Raw genomic sequence first — 18,465 nt, forward strand, 5'->3', positions numbered from 1 at the left:
TTTGATAGACAGCCAATCTGCTCATTGGCAGATTGGTCGTGCGGATAGTCATATTTGAAAGGTATCGTTGATAGAGGCCAGAGTGAATAGCGAACTGTTGTGGGTATTAACCCTGCTATTGATAGCCATTGTGCTTTTCACCACCAATAAAGTCAGAATGGATGTTGTGGCTTTATTGCTGATCATCGCATTTGTCTTGAGTGGCACACTGACGTTAAGTGAAGCTACTGTCGGTTTTAGTGATCCCAATGTGTTGTTGATTGCTGCCCTATTTGTTATTGGCGAAGGGTTGGTGAGAACCGGGGTTGCTTATCAGATGGGAGACTGGCTGGTTCGTATCGCGGGTAACAGTGAAACCAAGATGTTGGTTTGGTTAATGTTATCCGTTGCCGGATTGGGGGCATTCATGAGTTCTACGGGGGTTGTGGCAATATTTATACCTGTTGTTCTGAGCGTGGCCGCCAGAATGAAAACCTCTCCGGGGCGATTGATGATGCCATTGGGATTTGCCGGTTTGATCAGTGGCATGATGACCCTGGTAGCAACGCCACCCAATATGGTCGTCAATAGTGAGTTGGTGCGCGAAGGTCTGCGGGGGTTTAATTTCTTCTCCATTACACCGATCGGCATATTAGTGTTAATGGCTGGCGTGGTTTATATGTTAGTCGCGCGTCGCTGGCTAGGAGGAGCAAACCACCAGACAGCGGACGAGCGTTATCATCGGACATTTCGTGGTTTGATACGTGATTATAAATTGTCTGGTCGTGCTCGCCGTCTGACTATCCGTCAAGGTTCACCTTTGGTTGGACACACATTGGATGAATTAGGACTGCGCGCCCGTTATGGTGCCAATGTCATTGGTATTGAACGTTGGCGTAAATTCCGTCGAGTGATGGTGGCTGCCACTGGAGATATGGAATTGCAGAGACAGGATGTCTTGCTGGTGGATATGTCGGATAGTGATATTGATTTGCGGGAATTTTGCCGTGAGCAACAGCTAGAACCGATGGTATTGCGTGGGGAATATTTTTCCGAGCACTCGCGTAATGTTGGCATGGCTGAGGTTTCAGTGCTCCCTGAATCCGAACTTTTGGGGCAATCATTGCGTGATATGAAATTTCGCACACGTTATGGTCTCAATGTAGTGGGGATCCGTCGCGGGGGAAAAGCGTTAGAAGGGAAGTTAGTGGATGAACCTTTGTTGCTCGGTGATACACTGCTGTTAATTGGCGATTGGAAATTGATCCACGCGTTAAAAACAAAATCCCCTGATTTTATTGTGCTAAATCTGCCGGTTGAAGTAGAAAGTTCGGCCCCTGCTGCCTCACAGGCTCCTCATGCTTTATTCTGCCTTGCCCTGATGGTTGCCATGATGCTGACCAATGAAATTCCGAATTTTATTGCCGCGTTAATTGCCTGCCTGCTAATGGGAAAATTCCGCTGTATTGATATGGAAAGTGCTTATCGTTCCATTCACTGGCCGAGCATTATTTTGATTGTTGGCATGATGCCTTTTGCGCTGGCATTGCAGAAGACGGGAGGCATTGATCTCATTGTCCGGGGATTGATGGATATCGCAGGTAATATGGGACCACGGGTGATGTTGGTGAGCCTGTTTGTACTTTGCGCCATGATAGGGTTGTTTATTTCCAATACTGCGACGGCCGTGCTAATGGCGCCGATTGCGATTGCGGCGGCGAATGAGATGGCTGTTTCTCCTTTGCCCTTTGCGATGATTATTGGTGTGGCGGCTTCGGCAGCATTTATGACACCGGTTTCATCTCCCGTTAATACATTGGTGCTAGGGCCGGGTGGGTATCAGTTTGCCGATTTCGTGAAACTTGGCGTACCTTTTACGTTGATTGTGATGGGGATTAGTGTCGCGGTGATCCCAATACTTTTTCCATTTTAATGTTTCTATCGGGCAGCTCCGCATGGCAGGGAGCTGCGTTATGATTATAGTCGGATAATAATCTATAAGCTGATTTCATCAAGGGAGAGGCTGAAACTCGGTACAAACACATCGATAAAATAATCCATTTCTTCACTGCGACGTTCTGCCAGTGTCTTATCCAATCGTTTTTTGGCTTGATTGAATTCAGTATTGCCTGCTGAGAGTTCCTCCAGACATTTCAAGTAAGCACATAATGCGTCAGCTTGCTTGATAATATGGATTTCTTCTTCACTATGGAGATGCTCATCCAGGATGGTGCGAAAATCATCCTGTAATTCAGTCGGTAACATATCCAATAATTTTTGTTGGGCTATTTTTTCTATTTTCTTATATTCATGGGCAATTTGGGGGTTGTAGTACTTAATTGGTGTTGGCAAATCACCGGTGATGACCTCGCTGGCATCGTGATACATTGCCAACAGGGCGATCCGTTCAGGATTGACATTGCCGTTGCATTTACGGTTTTTGATTATTGCCAAAGCGTGTGCGACAAAAGCAACCTGCAAACTGTGTTCTGAAACATTTTCTGTACGCACATTTCGCATAAGAGGCCAACGGCTAATTAATTTTAGGCGAGATAATTGGGCGAAAAAATGACTCATAATTTCCTCTTGTAGCCGATTAATTTGTAGCAAAATTGTAGCGGAATAATATGATTAATTGTGAGCGGAGTATCTATAACTTGAAAAACGACGGGAATATTCACTCGCGGAAAATTCATTTATGGAAAAATAGCGGTAGAAGCGGTAAATAAGAAATAAGTATTTATCTCAGAGAAGAGTCATCCCATTAATTTATTAATATTAATGGGATGGGCTTTAATGATAAAGGTTACGGTTATTGGCGATAGTTACCGATAAATCGGGCAAATTTTTCAATTGCCATTTGTAGGTCAGAGACATGTGGCAGCGTAACAATGCGGACATGGTCAGGATCTGGCCAGTTAAATGCGGTGCCTTGAACCAGTAAAACTTTTTCCTGTAATAAGAGATCGAGTACCATTTTTTGGTCATCATAAATATTGAAACGTTTGGTGTCTATTTTCGGGAACATATAGAGGGCACCCATAGGTTTCACACAGGAAACCCCAGGGATCTGGTTAATCAGTTCCCATGCACGGTTGCGCTGTTCATAGAGCCTGCCACCCGGGAAAATAAATTCACTGATGCTTTGATAACCACCTAATGCTGTTTGGATTGCGTGCTGCATTGGCACATTGGCACAAAGGCGCATCGATGCCAGCATTTCTAATCCTTCAATATAATCCCCGGCCTGCTTTTTAGGGCCGTTCAGGACCATCCAGCCTTGACGGAAACCGGCAACGCGATAGGTTTTGGACAGACCATTAAAAGTAACAGTAAAGAGATCAGGCGCTAATGCTGCAATGGAGTGATGCTGGGCATCATCGTACAGGATCTTGTCGTAAATCTCGTCAGCAAAGATAATCAGATTATGCTGGCGGGCGATTTCTACTATTTCCAGCAACAACTCTTTGCTATATACCGCGCCGGTTGGGTTATTCGGGTTAATAATAACGATACCACGGGTACGCGGGGTAATTTTACGGCGTATGTCGTCTAAGTCAGGAAACCAGCCCTGTTGCTCATCACATAGATAGTGGACGGCATTGCCGCTGGAAAGTGATACTGCCGCAGTCCAAAGAGGGTAGTCAGGTGCAGGAACCAACATTTCGTCGCCGGTATTCAACAAAGCCTGCATGGATTGAACGATAAGTTCAGAAACACCATTACCAATAAAGATATCTTCAACGGTAACATCCAGCATATTTCTGGCTTGATAATGCTGCATGATGGCCTTACGCGCTGAATACAACCCTTTTGAATCAGAATAACCCTGGGCTGTTGGCAGATTACGGATAACATCGACTAAAATTTCATCAGGTGCTTCAAATCCGAATGGCGCCGGATTACCAATGTTTAGTTTCAGTACCTTATTACCTTCTTCTTCGAGTCGTTTAGCTTCTTTGAGGGTATTCCCTCGAATGTCATAGCAGACATTATCTAATTTACTGGATTTATTAATGGAAAACATAGGGTGCTTCGACCTCTTTGGCAAAATGGATACTACCCGGCATAAAAAGTGTGATGATCAATGTACTCTTCTCAGTCTGTATTTTGAAGAGGCTTTGATATCTTTGGTTAAAATGGTTGTTTTAAGAATAGATGAATCAGTTTGCTCTCTGAATTATTGTCTTTTATTGGTGTTTTATTTCAATTATATGTGTTAAATTGGAATTAAAATTTGCATAATGGCGGGTTTTTAGTTGGCAGGAGATGACATTTTGACGAGGCTTTTGGGTACATTTGCCGTTTTTTCAGGGACCCCAAATTGTCAATAAAAGTAAGAAGATTTGTATAATGTATTCTTATAATTTATCGTTACCGACCTAAAGTTAATTTAGGTTTTTATCATAGGATACTTTGACAAATTTTTTGAGTTTTTATCCATAACATTTCTGGGTCTATTCAATGAAAATGTTAATTTATTAAAAATGCTAATACTATCTGATAATGTTAAGTGTTCCTAATTCAGATTAGGTTATTCTTTGAAGCAAGTCAGAAAAAGGGTATTTGTACTGGAAATTCGTGATTATGTGATGTAAATAGGGTTTTATCTCTGACTTATTTTGGGATTGCATAAATTTTGTTAAGAAAGGAGAAAATAAAACCCATGATGATTTAAATAGTAAAAAAAGGCAGTAAACCTTTGCCCTATTTAATAGAGTAGAGTAATGTCACAATCGGTATTATTTTATTTGATACTGCTGAAGTAAAAACACCAGGTTAGTTAGTAATTAAAATCAAAAAAAAGTGATGAATAAACAATGATAAATGCAAATCGTCAGATAATAAACCTCGATCTCGATCTGCTAAGAACTTTTGTTGCTGTTGCTGACTTAAATACTTTTGCAGCAGCAGCGGCAGCTGTTTCTAGAACGCAGTCAGCTGTGAGTCAGCAAATGCAGCGGTTGGAACACCTCGTGGGGAGAGAGTTGTTTGCTCGTCACGGCCGTAATAAGCTTCTGACCGAACATGGTCTTCAACTTCTTGGTTACGCACGCCAAATTCTGCGTGCCAATGACGATGCAACAGCATCATTAACCTACAATGATGCAGACGGTGAATTGAGAATAGGTGTATCAGATGACGCTGTTGATACACTGCTTCCTTTCTTATTGAACCGTATTGCCTCTGTCTATCCACGTGTGGCTGTTGATGTGCGCATTAAGCGCGCTCAATTTATCGAAAGCATGTTGGATAACCATGAGATTGATTTGGCAGTAACCACAGCAAAAATCAACCACCATCCTAAAACACTCTTACGTTCTTCGCCTGTCTTATGGCACTGTGCACCAGATTTCCAATTGCAGACAAACGAATCTGTACCGTTGGTTGTGATGGATGAAACTAATCCTTTCCGCCAGATCGCTCAGGAAACGCTGGATATGGCTGGCATTTCATGGTGTATTGCGTATGAAGCTGCTTCTTTGTCCGCTGTTCGCGCCGCTGTGAATGCAGAAGTCGGTATTACCGCTCGCCCTCTGGAAATGCAGAATGCGGACCTGAGAATTTTAGGTGAAATTGAAGGATTACCACGTCTGCCGGAAATCCAATTCTTCTTATATCGTAATAGTAACGAACAGAATGAATCTGTTTTGACTGTTTTTGATGCAATAGAAAATAAGAAAACACCTTATACTGTAACAACTGTTGAATCCGACGAAATGGACGAATCTATCGACGTTATTGAACCCATCAAATCAACTGAATCAGTTGATGACAATTCCGTTGAAAATATAGACGAATAAGTATTATGTGTTTTATAGGCTAATATTTCCATTTTATTTATGGAAGTATTAGCCTGTTGCTAATTACTTATTAATAATCCTCCCAAGTTTTCATTTCCATTTCTGATATTTCTAACAAGAAATATACCCTACTAATTTTCCTGTACCTTTCGAATTTTAGTTAAGAGAATGTTGCTGTGTTAACAAATTTCATTTTCCTAACTTGATAAAATAAAACCATTTTCAGAAATAGTTCGCTTATCGCACTTTAATCGTTCTTTTTAGAAACGATTTATTAAGAATTGAATAAATTACATTCAAGTGTTGAATATTTTTCAATGAAACTGTGCACTTGATCATAAAAATACCCCAAGCAGTGCAGTGGAAAGACAGGTTTTTCCTGCGATAATGGTGTAGTAAAGTCGAGTTATCGGTTAGACTAGTTATGTCGGTAAGATGTTTTTTTATACGACTGACACGTTTTAGCGGCATGTCAGCACAATCCGTTAATTAATGGTTTGTAGTTTGTAAATAAACATGTAGGTGTTTTTGCCGTTATAGCGAATTTTGTTGAGAGGAATAAAAACCAAGACGATTCGAGCTATAAGATACATTGATTAGCGTTGTTTCAGATTTGGTTGTTATCCCTTCCCATGAATCGATGTGGTGCAACACTGCCAGCAAAAAGAGCAGACACTTTGACACCACTTTTGATGAGTAAGCAACGAGTATGTCGACATCCACTGGAATTTTAGCCCATCACTGGGCATTCGCGGTTTTTCTAATAGGTGCTCTTGGCTTGTGCGCATTCATGTTATTGGGTGGGTACTTCATGGGGGGCAGGGCGAAAGCCAGGGCAAAACACGTACCTTATGAATCAGGTATCGATTCTGTCGGCAGTGCACGTTTGCGTCTGTCGGCGAAGTTTTATCTGGTTGCCATGTTCTTTGTTATCTTCGACATTGAAGTCCTTTACCTGTATGCATGGGCCGTCTCAATCAAAGAGAGCGGTTGGCTAGGCTTTGCCGAAGCAAGCATTTTCATTTTAGTGTTATTGGCAGGTTTGGTTTATCTGGCGCGCATTGGGGCGTTGGACTGGACACCATCACGTTCAAAACGTCAGGTCAGTAAACCGAGTGTTGATACTTATATCAACACTACTGGCAACCATACCAACAACAGTCACATGCAGTAATAGCGAGGCATAAAGATGGATTATACGCTCACCCGCATAGATCCGAACGGTGAGAATGACCGTTATCCCCTGCAAAAACAGGAAACTGTCAGCGATCCCTTAGAGCAGCATGTTCACCGAAGTGTCTATATGGGGAAACTGGAACATGCTCTGCATAATATGGTGAATTGGGGGAGGAAAAATTCCCTGTGGCCCTATAACTTCGGGCTTTCTTGCTGCTACGTGGAAATGGTGACGTCATTTACCGCTGTTCACGATGTTGCACGTTTTGGTGCAGAAGTATTGCGAGCCTCTCCCCGTCAGGCTGATTTCATGGTGATTTCCGGGACCTGTTTCGTCAAAATGGCGCCCGTCATTCAACGCCTGTACGACCAATTGCTGGAGCCGAAATGGGTCATTTCAATGGGAGCCTGTGCAAACTCTGGTGGTATGTACGATATTTATTCCGTAGTGCAAGGGGTTGATAAGTTTATCCCGGTCGATGTTTATATTCCTGGCTGCCCTCCTCGCCCGGAAGCCTATATGCAGGCACTGCTGCTGTTGCAAGAGTCCATAGGTAAAGAACGACGCCCACTGTCATGGGTAGTTGGCGATCAGGGGGTTTACCGCGCCAATATGCAATCAGAAAGAGAAAGAAAACGCGGTGAACGTATTGCAGTGAAAAATCTGCGTACTCCAGACGAAATTTAAGGCTTTTAGCCATATAGCGTAACCAGAGCAATGTGTTGCGATCACAAAAAACCTGATCAAGCGTTGTGGTGAAGAATGATGACAGATCAGATAGCGCAAGAAAGCGCCCGGCCTGCCTGGGCAACAGGAGATCATCTTGATGATCCTGTTATCGGCGAGCTTAATCGTCAATTTGGCCCGGATGCCTTTACCATCCAGCCGACCCGTACTGGTATGCCAGTTGTTTGGGTCAAGCGGGAACAGTTACTGAAGGTAATAACGTTCCTGAAACAATTACCCAAACCTTATGTCATGCTGTTTGACTTGCATGGCGTCGATGAGCGTCAGCGCTCTCACCGGGAAGGCTTGCCGACGGCTGACTTTTCGGTGTTTTATCACCTCCTTTCCATTGAGCGTAACCGTGACATCATGCTGAAAGTCGCGCTCGCTGAACAAGACCTGAATATCCCTACTGTCACGTCAATTTTCCCAAATGCCAATTGGTATGAACGTGAAACGTGGGAAATGTTTGGCATCACATTTAACGGCCATCCCAATTTGCGTCGCATCTTAATGCCGCCGACATGGGAAGGCCATCCGTTGCGCAAGGAGTATTCTGCGCGTGCCACGGAATTTGATCCTTTCGTCCTGACTAAGCAGAAAGAAGATCTGGAAATGGAAGCGCTGACTTTCAAACCAGAAGAGTGGGGCATGAAGCGGGGTACAGATAATGAAGACTTCATGTTCCTTAACCTTGGCCCAAACCATCCTTCTGCTCATGGCGCATTTCGCATTATTCTGCAACTGGATGGCGAAGAAATCGTCGATTGTGTTCCTGATATCGGTTATCACCATCGTGGTGCCGAAAAGATGGGGGAACGTCAGTCATGGCACAGCTATATCCCTTATACCGATCGCATCGAATATTTGGGGGGATGTGTTAACGAAATGCCTTATGTACTGGCGGTTGAAAAGCTGGCCGGCATTGAAGTCCCCGATCGGGTGAAAACAATTCGGGTCATGTTGTCCGAGCTGTTCCGCATTAATAGCCATCTGCTTTATATCAGTACATTTATCCAGGACGTTGGTGCGATGACACCTGTCTTCTTTGCCTTTACTGACCGGCAGAAAGTTTACGATGTCGTCGAGGCGATTACCGGGTTCCGTATGCATCCGGCATGGTTCCGAATTGGGGGGGTTGCCCATGACTTGCCACGCGGTTGGGACAAGCTCTTGCGTGAATTGCTGGACTGGCTACCGAAACGTTTGAATTCTTATGTCAAGGCAGCGTTGAAAAACAGTGTCCTGAAAGGGCGTTCTGTTGGGGTAGCGGCCTACAATGCCAAACAGGCTTTGGACTGGGGGGTGACTGGTGCGGGGCTGCGTGCCACTGGTATTAGTTTTGACGTACGTAAATGGCGTCCTTATTCCGGTTATGAAAATTTCGATTTTGAAGTACCAACGGGCTACAACGGTGATTGCTATGATCGGGTAATGCTGAAAGTAGAAGAAATTCGTCAGAGTCTGCGCATCCTTGAGCAGTGCCTGAAAAATATGCCGGAAGGTCCATTCAAGGCTGATCATCCACTGACCACTCCGCCACCGAGAGAGCGGACTTTGCAGCACATAGAAACCATGATTAATCACTTCCTGCAAGTGTCATGGGGTCCGGTCATGCCCGCCAATGAATCATTCCAGATGATCGAAGCGACTAAGGGTATCAACAGTTATTACCTGACCAGCGATGGTAGCACCATGAGCTACCGTACCCGTATCCGTACACCCAGTTTTGCTCACTTGCAGCAAATTCCCTCGGTGATCCGCGGCAGTCTGGTTTCTGACCTTATCGTCTATCTGGGCAGTATTGATTTTGTTATGTCTGATGTGGATCGCTAACGATGCAAAGTGAATTTAACGCAAACAAGCAAGCACGCCTTGATGTGGTTAACCTAACGGACGCTCAGACACCGGATGAGTTTGTATTGAGTGCTGACGAACGTAATGCCATTGAGCAGGAAAAACACCACTACGAAGATCCGCGTGCTGCGTCAATCGAAGCACTGAAAATTGTACAAAAGCAGCGTGGTTGGGTGCCAGATGACGCCATTTATGCCATTGCTGAGGTATTGGGTATTCCGGCCAGTGACGTGGAAGGGGTGGCGACGTTTTACAGCCAGATTTACCGGCAGCCAGTGGGACGCCACATTATCCGTTATTGTGACAGTGTCGTATGTCACATCACGGGCTACCAGGGTGTTCAGGCAGCGATAGAATCGTGTCTGAACATTTGTCCGGGGCAAACCACGGCCGATGGGCGTTTCACACTGTTGCCAACCTGCTGCTTGGGTAACTGTGACAAGGGGCCAACGATGATGATTGATGAGGATACCCACAGTTACGTGAAACCCGAAGAAATTGAAAAATTATTGGAGCAATATCCATGACAACGCATTCAGGAGTGAAAGAAATTATCCGCACAGCGGAAACTCATCCCCTGACATGGCGGTTGCGTGATGACCAACAACCTGTCTGGCTGGATGAATACCGAAGCCAAAATGGTTATAAAGGAGCCGAAAAAGCACTGAAGGGCATGGCTCCTGATGAAATTACCGCACTGGTTAAAGATGCAGGCTTAAAAGGCCGTGGTGGTGCGGGCTTCTCAACAGGCTTGAAATGGAGCCTGATGCCAAAAGATGAAAGCATGAATATCCGCTATTTGTTGTGTAATGCGGATGAGATGGAGCCAGGTACTTACAAAGACCGCCTATTGATGGAGCAACTGCCTCATCTGTTGGTGGAAGGCATGTTAATCAGTGCCTTTGCATTGAAAGCCTATCGTGGTTACATCTTCCTACGTGGTGAGTATGTCGAAGCCGCTGTCCATTTACGCAAAGCCATAGAAGAAGCTAAAGCGGCCGGATTGCTTGGCAAGAACATTTTGGGCAGTGGTTTTGATTTTGAACTGTTTGTTCATACTGGTGCGGGACGTTATATCTGTGGTGAAGAAACAGCCCTGATTAACTCCCTTGAAGGGCGCCGGGCAAACCCACGTTCAAAACCCCCATTTCCTGCGACAGCTGGCGTATGGGGCAAACCTACGTGCGTCAACAACGTCGAAACCTTGTGCAACGTTCCTGCAATTCTTGAACATGGAAAAGAGTGGTATATCGGTTTGAGTGCCGGCAAAAGTCAAGATGCCGGTACTAAGCTGATGGGCTTTTCTGGTCGGGTCAAAAATCCGGGTCTTTGGGAACTACCGTTTGGCACAACCGCCCGTGAAATTCTTGAAGATTACGCAGGAGGCATGCGGGATGGCTTGAAATTCAAGGCCTGGCAACCCGGAGGGGCAGGAACCGATTTCCTGACTGCTGACCATTTGGATCTGCCAATGGATTTTGAGCACATCGCCAAAGCGGGTAGTCGTTTGGGAACCGCGCTGGCAATGGCGGTGGATCATGAGATCAATATGGTTTCCCTGACCCGCAATCTTGAAGAATTCTTCTCTCGTGAATCTTGTGGCTGGTGCACACCATGCCGTGATGGCTTGCCGTGGAGTGTCAAAATCCTCCGGGCTATTGAGAATGGCAAAGGCCAGCCAGGTGACATTGAAACATTAGAACAACTCTGTCGTTTTCTTGGACCGGGCAAAACGTTTTGTGCCCATGCGCCAGGTGCTGTGGAACCTTTGCAGAGTGCTATTAAATATTTCCGTGAAGAGTTTGAAGCGGGAATTGTCACCAAAGATTACGGTAATACCAACCTGATTGCGGGTATTCAACCAAACCTGCTCAACCAGCGTTGGTAACAAACAGCGCTAATTTTTGATTAACGCCTGCCACGGCAGGCCATTGGGAAGCATGCTGACTATGGCTACGATACATGTAGACGGCAAAGAATATGATGTAAACGGGGCTGATAACCTGTTACAAGCCTGCCTCTCATTGGGGCTTGATATACCTTATTTTTGCTGGCATCCAGCGCTGGGAAGCGTTGGCGCTTGCCGCCAGTGTGCGGTGAAACAATATCAAAATGCGGAAGATACGCGTGGTCGTCTGGTGATGTCTTGTATGACACCTGCATCAGATGGCACGTATATTTCCATTGATGATGATGAAGCTAAACAGTTCCGTGCCAGTGTTGTGGAATGGTTAATGACCAACCATCCCCATGACTGTCCAGTTTGTGAGGAAGGGGGTAACTGTCATTTGCAGGATATGACAGTAATGACGGGGCATTCATTCCGAAAATACCGTTTTACCAAACGCACTCACAAAAATCAGGAATTGGGACCATTTATTGCTCATGAAATGAACCGTTGTATCGCTTGTTACCGTTGTGTCCGTTATTACAAAGATTATGCGGATGGAACGGATTTTGGCGTTTATGGTGCTCATGACAACGTCTATTTTGGTCGTCCTGAGAGTGGCACACTGGAAAGTGAATTTTCCGGTAACCTCGTTGAAATTTGTCCAACAGGGGTATTTACCGACAAAACACATTCAGAACGCTACAACCGTAAATGGGACATGCAGTTTGCGCCAAGTATCTGCCAACAGTGCAGCATTGGCTGTAACACCAGCCCTGGTGAACGTTATGGTGAATTGCGCCGGATAGAAAACCGTTATAATGGCACTGTCAACCACTACTTTATGTGTGACCGCGGGCGTTTCGGTTATGGCTATGTCAACCGCGACGACCGTCCTCGCCAGCCACAACAATTGCGTGGCGATCAGTGGATTTCATTGAATGCCGAGCAAGTCATGCAAGGGGGCGCAGACATTTTGCGTCAGGCGAAAAATGCCATTGGCATCGGTTCACCGCGCGCCAGTATTGAAAGTAACTTTGCCTTACGTGAATTGGTTGGTGCGGAAAACTTCTACAGTGGTATTTCAGCGGAAGAACAACATCGCCTTGATACGATGTTAGAAATTCTCCAGCAAGGTGGCGTCTATACGCCATCTCTGCGTGAAATTGAAGATTATGATGCGGTGTTGGTGTTAGGGGAAGACCTGACCCAAACGGCTGCTCGCATGGCGTTATCTGTGCGTCAGGCAGTGAAAGGCGAAGCGCGTGAAATGGCTGCTGCTCAGAAAGTGGCAGACTGGCAGATTGCGGCTGTGATGAATATTGGCCAACATGCCAAGTATTCTCTTTTCCTGACCAGTGTTGATGAAACCAGACTGGATGATATTGCCGCATGGAGTTACCGTGCACCGGTTGATGATCAGGCTCGCTTAGGCTTTGCCGTGGCACATGCCCTGAACAATATCGCTCCTGCGGTTGATGGCCTGCCGGATGAACTGAAATCGAAAGTGGCAATCATTGCACAAGCATTACGTGATGCGAAAAAGCCATTGATTATCAGTGGCAGCAATTCAGGCAGTGATGCCTTGATTCAGGCTGCCGCTAATATCGCATGGGCGTTGAAAGATAAAGGCTCAGATGTCGGTCTTTCTTATGTTGCCGCGTATGCCAATAGTCTGGGGCTGGCGATGATGGAAGCGCAGCCATTGGATGTTGCTTTGCAGCGTATTGCTAAAGGAGATTCAGACACCGCCATTGTGATGGAAAACGATCTCTATCGTCATGCGCCGGCGGATAAGATAGATCGCGCGCTGGATAGCCTGAAAAACCTGATTGTCGTGGATCACCAGCGCACCGCCATCATGGATAAGGCGCATTTGATTCTGTCAGCCTCCAGTTTTGCAGAGAGTGACGGTACGTTGGTGAATCAGGAAGGTCGTGCCCAGCGCTATTTCCAGGTTTACGAACCTGCATTTTATGACAAATCTATCGTTATGCTGGAAAGCTGGCGCTGGATGCATTCCCTATATACCACTTATACACAGTGCCAAACCGACTGGACACAGCTTGATCATGTGATTGCCGCTTGTGTCAAAGTGATGCCGCAATTCAAAGGCATCGTAAATGCGGCACCCGATGCAACATTCCGTATTCGTGGGCAAAAATTGGCGCGTTCACCTCATCGTTACAGCGGCCGTACCGCAATGTTGGCTGATGTTAGTGTCCACGAGCAGCGCCAACCACAGGATATCGATACCGCATTTGCTTTCTCAATGGAAGGGAACAACAGCCCATATGCACCACGTCAGCAAATCCCATTTGCATGGGCACCAGGCTGGAACTCACCACAAGCGTGGAATAAATTTCAGGCGGAAGTCGGTGGCAAGCTGCGTTTTGGCGATCCGGGGGTTCGTTTGATTGAAACGGTTGATGGTGGATTAAACTATTTTGACGCGATCCCGACTGCATTCACTGCGCAAAAAGATCAATGGCATGTTGCGCCCTATTTCCATTTGTTCGGTAGTGAAGAACTGTCCCAACGTTCTGATGTAATACAGGAGCGTATGCCTGAGCCGTATGTGATGATCAATCATAAAGATGCGGAGCATTTGAATGTGAAAGAAGGTGCTGTGATGGCATTTGAGTGTGAAGGGCAACAGTTGCGTTTAGCCGTGCGCTTGAGTGACAATCTGGCTCAAGGGCAAGTCGGCTTGCCACTGGGAATACCGGGTATACCTCCGGTTCTGGCTGGTAAATCAGTCAATAACTTACGGGAGGTTGCATAATGAGCTGGTTTACTCCCGAGGTGATTGAAATCCTGATTGCTGTCCTGAAAGCGGTTGTCATTCTACTGGTCGTGGTTATCTGCGGGGCATTCATGAGTTTCTTTGAACGCCGTATCCTTGGCCTGTTTCAAAACCGTTATGGGCCAAACCGAGTTGGTTGGGGCGGTTCATTGCAGCTTGTTGCAGACATGATCAAAATGTTCTTTAAAGAAGACTGGGCACCACGCTTTTCTGACAGGGCCATTTTCACCTTGGCTCCTGTCATTGCATTCTGCTCAATGCTTCTAGCCTTTGTTATTGTACCAGTAAGCCCAACATGGATGGTTTCAGACCTGAACATTGGCATCTTATTCTTCATGATGATGGCGGGTCTGGCGGTTTATTCCGTGCTATTTGCTGGTTGGGCGAGTAACAACAAATATGCCCTGCTGGGTGCGATGCGTGCATCCGCACAGACATTGAGTTATGAAGTTTTCCTCGGTATGTCCATGATGGGCGTTGTGGCACAAGCCGGCTCCTTTAACATGGTGGATATCGTCAACTCACAGCAATATGTGTGGAATGTTATTCCTCAATTCTTTGGCTTCCTGACTTTTGCCATTGCGGGGGTAGCGGTATGCCACCGTCATCCCTTTGACCAACCGGAAGCAGAGCAAGAACTGGCTGACGGCTATCACATTGAATATTCCGGTATGAAATTCGGTCTGTTTTTTGTCGGGGAATATATCGCGATTGTGACGGTATCTGCTTTGATCGTCACGCTGTTCTTTGGTGGCTGGAATGGACCTCTCTTGCCGCCATTCGTCTGGTTTGCGCTGAAAACAGCATTTTTCATGATGATGTTCATCTTGATCCGCGCTGCCTTGCCGCGTCCTCGTTATGATCAGGTGATGTCGTTTGGCTGGAAAGTTTGTCTGCCGTTAACGTTACTTAATATGCTAGCGACAGCCGCAGTTATTTTATACAACGCTCAATAAAGGGGTGATTGAACCATGACATTGAAAGAATTAGTGGTCGGTTTCGCCACCCAGGTACGCAGTATTTGGATGATAGGGCTTCATGCCTTCCATAAACGCGAAACAAAAATGTATCCTGAAGAGCCAGTTTATCTGCCACCCCGTTACCGTGGGCGCATCGTCCTGACGCGTGATCCTGACGGTGAAGAGCGTTGTGTTGCGTGTAACTTGTGTGCAGCGGTATGTCCGGTAGGATGTATTTCACTGCAAAAAGCCGAGCATAAGGATGGGCGCTGGTATCCTGAATTTTTCCGCATTAACTTTTCGCGTTGCATTTTCTGTGGCCTGTGTGAAGAAGCGTGCCCAACTACCGCTATTCAGTTGACACCGGATTTTGAACTGGGTGAATTCAAGCGTCAGGATCTGGTGTATGAGAAAGAAGATCTGCTGATTTCAGGGCCGGGTAAATATCCTGACTATAACTTTTACCGTAAGACAGGTATGGCGATTGACGGCAAAGATAAAGGTGAAGCCGACAATGAGGCCAAGCCTATCGACGTTAAAAGCTTGTTGCCATAAGGAGCGATATTCATGGAATTTACATTTTATGTCGCAGGGCTGGTTGCTATTCTGGCAACACTCAGGGTGATAACCCATACGAATCCAGTACATGCACTGCTGTATCTGATTATTTCCTTGTTGGCATTGTCCGTTGTGTTTTTTTCAATGGGCGCCTATTTTGCAGGTGCTCTGGAGATCATCGTTTACGCGGGCGCTATTATGGTGTTGTTCGTCTTCGTCGTGATGATGTTGAATTTAGGAAAATCAGTTGTCGAGCAGGAACAGCGCTGGTTACAACCCCGAGCCTGGATTGGCCCGTCAATCCTGTCTATCGTGCTGTTAATTGTGCTGGTTTATGCCATCAGTACACTGCCATCCGCTGAAATCAGTGGTGAAGTGGTCAGTGCCAAAGAAGTGGGCATTAGCCTGTTTGGCCCTTATGTATTGGCGGTCGAGCTGGCATCTTTGCTGTTGTTGGCAGGATTGGTAGTGGCTTACCACATCGGTCGTGAAAATCGGCAAGGGGAAGTGATCAGCAATCGTACGGAGGACCAACAATAATGATAGCGTTACACCATGGCCTCATTTTGGCGGCTATTCTGTTTATATTAGGCTTCACCTGCCTGATTATCCGCCGCAATCTGTTATTTATGCTGATCGGGTTGGAAATTATGATCGATGCTTCAGCGCTGGCGTTTGTCGTTGCTGGCAGCTATTGGCTCCAGCCTGATGGTCAGGTGATGTACATTCTGGCCATTACTCTGGCAGCCGCCGAGGCGAGTATCGGTTTGGCACTGTTACTACAGTTGCACCGTCGTCGCCAAAACCTGAATATTGATACAGTCAGTGAGATGCGCGGATGAACTTACTCTATTTAACCATTCTGCTGCCACTGCTGGGATTTTTGCTATTGGCATTTTCCCGTGGCCGCTGGTCTGAAAATATGTCAGCCACCATCGGGATTGGTTCTGTTGGGCTGGCAGCATTAGTCGCATTCTGGGTAGCGCTTGATTTTCTTGCACAGGATGGGGCAGGGGGGCTGGTTTACAGCCAAACGTTGTGGAACTGGATGGCAGTGGATAATTTCAGCATTCCGGTTAATCTGGTGCTGGATGGTTTGTCACTGACGATGCTCAGTGTGGTGACAGGTGTTGGTTTTCTGATCCACATCTACGCGTCTTGGTACATGCGTGGTGAAGAGGGATACTCCCGCTTCTTCGCCTATACCAACCTGTTTATCGCCAGTATGGTGGTATTGGTACTGGCAGATAACATACTACTGATGTATCTCGGTTGGGAAGGTGTAGGCCTGTGCAGTTACCTATTGATCGGTTTCTACTACAAAAACCCTGCCAATGGCGCGGCAGCAATGAAAGCCTTCATTGTGACCCGTGTTGGTGACGTATTCCTTGCCATTGGTATGTTTATCCTTTACGACCAGCTTGGGACGTTGAGTTTCCGCGAATTAGCGGTATTGGCTCCACAACATATTGAAGTCGGCTCTGGCGCGATCACCTGGGCAACCTTGATGATTCTGGGGGGGGCTGTCGGTAAATCCGCTCAGTTGCCATTGCAAACATGGTTAGCCGATGCGATGGCTGGTCCAACACCAGTTTCTGCTCTGATCCACGCCGCGACGATGGTTACCGCAGGTGTTTATCTGATTGCCCGCAGCCATGCATTGTTCTTGATGGCGCCTGATATTTTGCATTTGGTCGGTATTATTGGTGCGATCACCTTGCTGCTGGCAGGTTTCGCGGCACTGGTACAGACAGATATCAAACGCGTACTGGCTTACTCCACCATGAGCCAGATTGGCTACATGTTTCTGGCATTGGGCGTACAGGCGTGGGATGCCGCAATCTTTCACCTCATGACCCATGCGTTCTTCAAGGCATTACTGTTCCTGGCTTCTGGCTCAGTGATTCTGGCCTGCCACCATGAGCAAAACATCTTCAAGATGGGGGGGCTGAGTAAGCGTATTCCATTTGTTTATCTCTGCTTCCTGGTGGGTGGCTCTGCGTTGTCGGCACTGCCATTACTGACAGCAGGTTTCTACAGTAAGGATGAAATCCTGTGGGGCGCGTTGGCAAACGGTCATATGAATCTGATGCTGGCGGGGCTGATTGGGGCATTGATGACATCACTGTATACCTTCCGCATGATCTTCATCGTGTTCCACGGTGAAGAAAATACCCGTGCTCATTCAGTCAAGGGCATTACCCATACCTTGCCATTGTCAGTATTGCTGGTGTTGTCCACTTTTGTGGGCGCGCTGATTGTGCCACCGCTGATGGGCGTCTTACCTGAGAGTGTTCTATCAGAAAACAGCGTGGCAGGGCATGATGGCAAAATGACATTGGAAATCGTTTCTGGTGTGGTTGCCGTTGTCGGTATCTTGCTGGCGGCTGCTTTGTATCTGGGCAAACGTGGTGTGGTCAATGCCACAGCGAACAGTGCTGCGGGGCGTTTCTTCTCCACATGGTGGTTCCATGCCTGGGGATTTGATGCGCTGTATGACTGGGTATTTGTAAAACCATTCAAGGGCATCACCCGCCTGTTGCAAAGTGATCCTTTGAACTCACTGATGAACATTCCAGCCATATTGTCACGTTGGGGCAATAAGGGGCTTCGTTGGAGTGAGAACGGACAAGTCCGTTGGTACGCTACCTCTATGGGGTTGGGTGCAGTGCTGGTTTTAGCTCTGCTGCTTTTGGTTTAATTAAGGGACA

15 protein-coding genes are annotated in these 18,465 nt (G+C 46.4%); 13 read left to right on the plus strand and 2 right to left on the minus strand.

The window, feature by feature from the left end:
- Positions 1–82 precede the first annotated feature (82 nt).
- Positions 83–1,912, plus strand: coding sequence for an SLC13 family permease (locus ACSJJG_RS06750; protein ID WP_481088863.1), 1,830 nt, complete (start codon positions 83–85; stop codon positions 1,910–1,912).
- 62 nt (positions 1,913–1,974) lie between these two features.
- Here ACSJJG_RS06750 and yfbR read toward each other — a convergent pair whose 3' ends face one another.
- Both yfbR and ACSJJG_RS06760 read right to left on the minus strand, forming a co-directional pair.
- Positions 1,975–2,556, minus strand: a complete 582-nt coding sequence (gene yfbR / locus ACSJJG_RS06755) for a 5'-deoxynucleotidase (RefSeq protein WP_481088864.1) — start codon at positions 2,554–2,556, stop codon at positions 1,975–1,977.
- A 235-nt stretch (positions 2,557–2,791) separates the two neighbouring features.
- Positions 2,792–4,006 (minus strand): pyridoxal phosphate-dependent aminotransferase, encoded by a 1,215-nt coding sequence (locus tag ACSJJG_RS06760; RefSeq protein WP_481088865.1) that lies wholly within the window; start codon positions 4,004–4,006, stop codon positions 2,792–2,794.
- A gap of 793 nt (positions 4,007–4,799) precedes the next feature.
- On the opposite strand from ACSJJG_RS06760, the gene hexA reads away from it, so the two are divergent.
- From hexA to nuoL, 12 genes are all read left to right on the plus strand, one after another.
- Positions 4,800–5,783, plus strand: a complete 984-nt coding sequence (gene hexA, locus ACSJJG_RS06765; RefSeq protein ID WP_481088866.1) for a transcriptional regulator HexA — start codon at positions 4,800–4,802, stop codon at positions 5,781–5,783.
- Between the two features lie 709 nt (positions 5,784–6,492).
- Complete coding sequence (locus ACSJJG_RS06770; protein ID WP_481088867.1) at positions 6,493–6,957, plus strand: NADH-quinone oxidoreductase subunit A; 465 nt, start codon at positions 6,493–6,495, stop codon at positions 6,955–6,957.
- A gap of 15 nt (positions 6,958–6,972) precedes the next feature.
- Positions 6,973–7,647, plus strand: coding sequence for a NuoB/complex I 20 kDa subunit family protein (locus ACSJJG_RS06775; RefSeq protein WP_047769419.1), 675 nt, complete (start codon positions 6,973–6,975; stop codon positions 7,645–7,647).
- 75 nt (positions 7,648–7,722) lie between these two features.
- Positions 7,723–9,522: an NADH-quinone oxidoreductase subunit C/D gene (gene nuoC, locus ACSJJG_RS06780; RefSeq protein ID WP_481088868.1), complete on the plus strand. Its 1,800-nt coding sequence runs from the start codon at positions 7,723–7,725 to the stop codon at positions 9,520–9,522.
- Positions 9,523–9,524: 2 nt separating this feature from the next.
- The gene (gene nuoE, locus ACSJJG_RS06785; RefSeq protein WP_481088869.1) at positions 9,525–10,070 is read left to right on the plus strand and encodes an NADH-quinone oxidoreductase subunit NuoE; all 546 of its coding nucleotides are present in this window, start codon (positions 9,525–9,527) and stop codon (positions 10,068–10,070) included.
- A complete protein-coding gene (nuoF, locus tag ACSJJG_RS06790; protein WP_481088870.1) occupies positions 10,067–11,431 on the plus strand; it encodes an NADH-quinone oxidoreductase subunit NuoF in 1,365 nt (454 codons plus the stop codon). Before nuoE ends, nuoF begins: the two co-directional genes overlap by 4 nt.
- Positions 11,432–11,492: 61 nt before the next feature.
- A complete protein-coding gene (gene nuoG, locus ACSJJG_RS06795) occupies positions 11,493–14,216 on the plus strand; it encodes an NADH-quinone oxidoreductase subunit NuoG (RefSeq protein ID WP_481088871.1) in 2,724 nt (907 codons plus the stop codon).
- Positions 14,216–15,193, plus strand: a complete 978-nt coding sequence (gene nuoH, locus ACSJJG_RS06800; RefSeq protein WP_481088872.1) for an NADH-quinone oxidoreductase subunit NuoH — start codon at positions 14,216–14,218, stop codon at positions 15,191–15,193. The genes nuoG and nuoH overlap by 1 nt, the downstream gene beginning before the upstream one ends.
- 15 nt (positions 15,194–15,208) lie before the next feature.
- The gene (nuoI, locus tag ACSJJG_RS06805; RefSeq protein ID WP_047769406.1) at positions 15,209–15,751 is read left to right on the plus strand and encodes an NADH-quinone oxidoreductase subunit NuoI; all 543 of its coding nucleotides are present in this window, start codon (positions 15,209–15,211) and stop codon (positions 15,749–15,751) included.
- Between the two features lie 12 nt (positions 15,752–15,763).
- A complete protein-coding gene (gene nuoJ / locus ACSJJG_RS06810; protein ID WP_481088873.1) occupies positions 15,764–16,294 on the plus strand; it encodes an NADH-quinone oxidoreductase subunit J in 531 nt (176 codons plus the stop codon).
- Entirely contained in the window at positions 16,294–16,596 is a 303-nt protein-coding gene (gene nuoK / locus ACSJJG_RS06815) for an NADH-quinone oxidoreductase subunit NuoK (RefSeq protein ID WP_481088874.1), read from the plus strand. The genes nuoJ and nuoK overlap by 1 nt, the downstream gene beginning before the upstream one ends.
- The gene (gene nuoL, locus ACSJJG_RS06820) at positions 16,593–18,455 is read left to right on the plus strand and encodes an NADH-quinone oxidoreductase subunit L (protein ID WP_481088875.1); all 1,863 of its coding nucleotides are present in this window, start codon (positions 16,593–16,595) and stop codon (positions 18,453–18,455) included. Before nuoK ends, nuoL begins: the two co-directional genes overlap by 4 nt.
- Positions 18,456–18,465: the final 10 nt, after the last annotated feature.

This window comes from Xenorhabdus sp. SGI 60 (assembly GCF_056632175.1).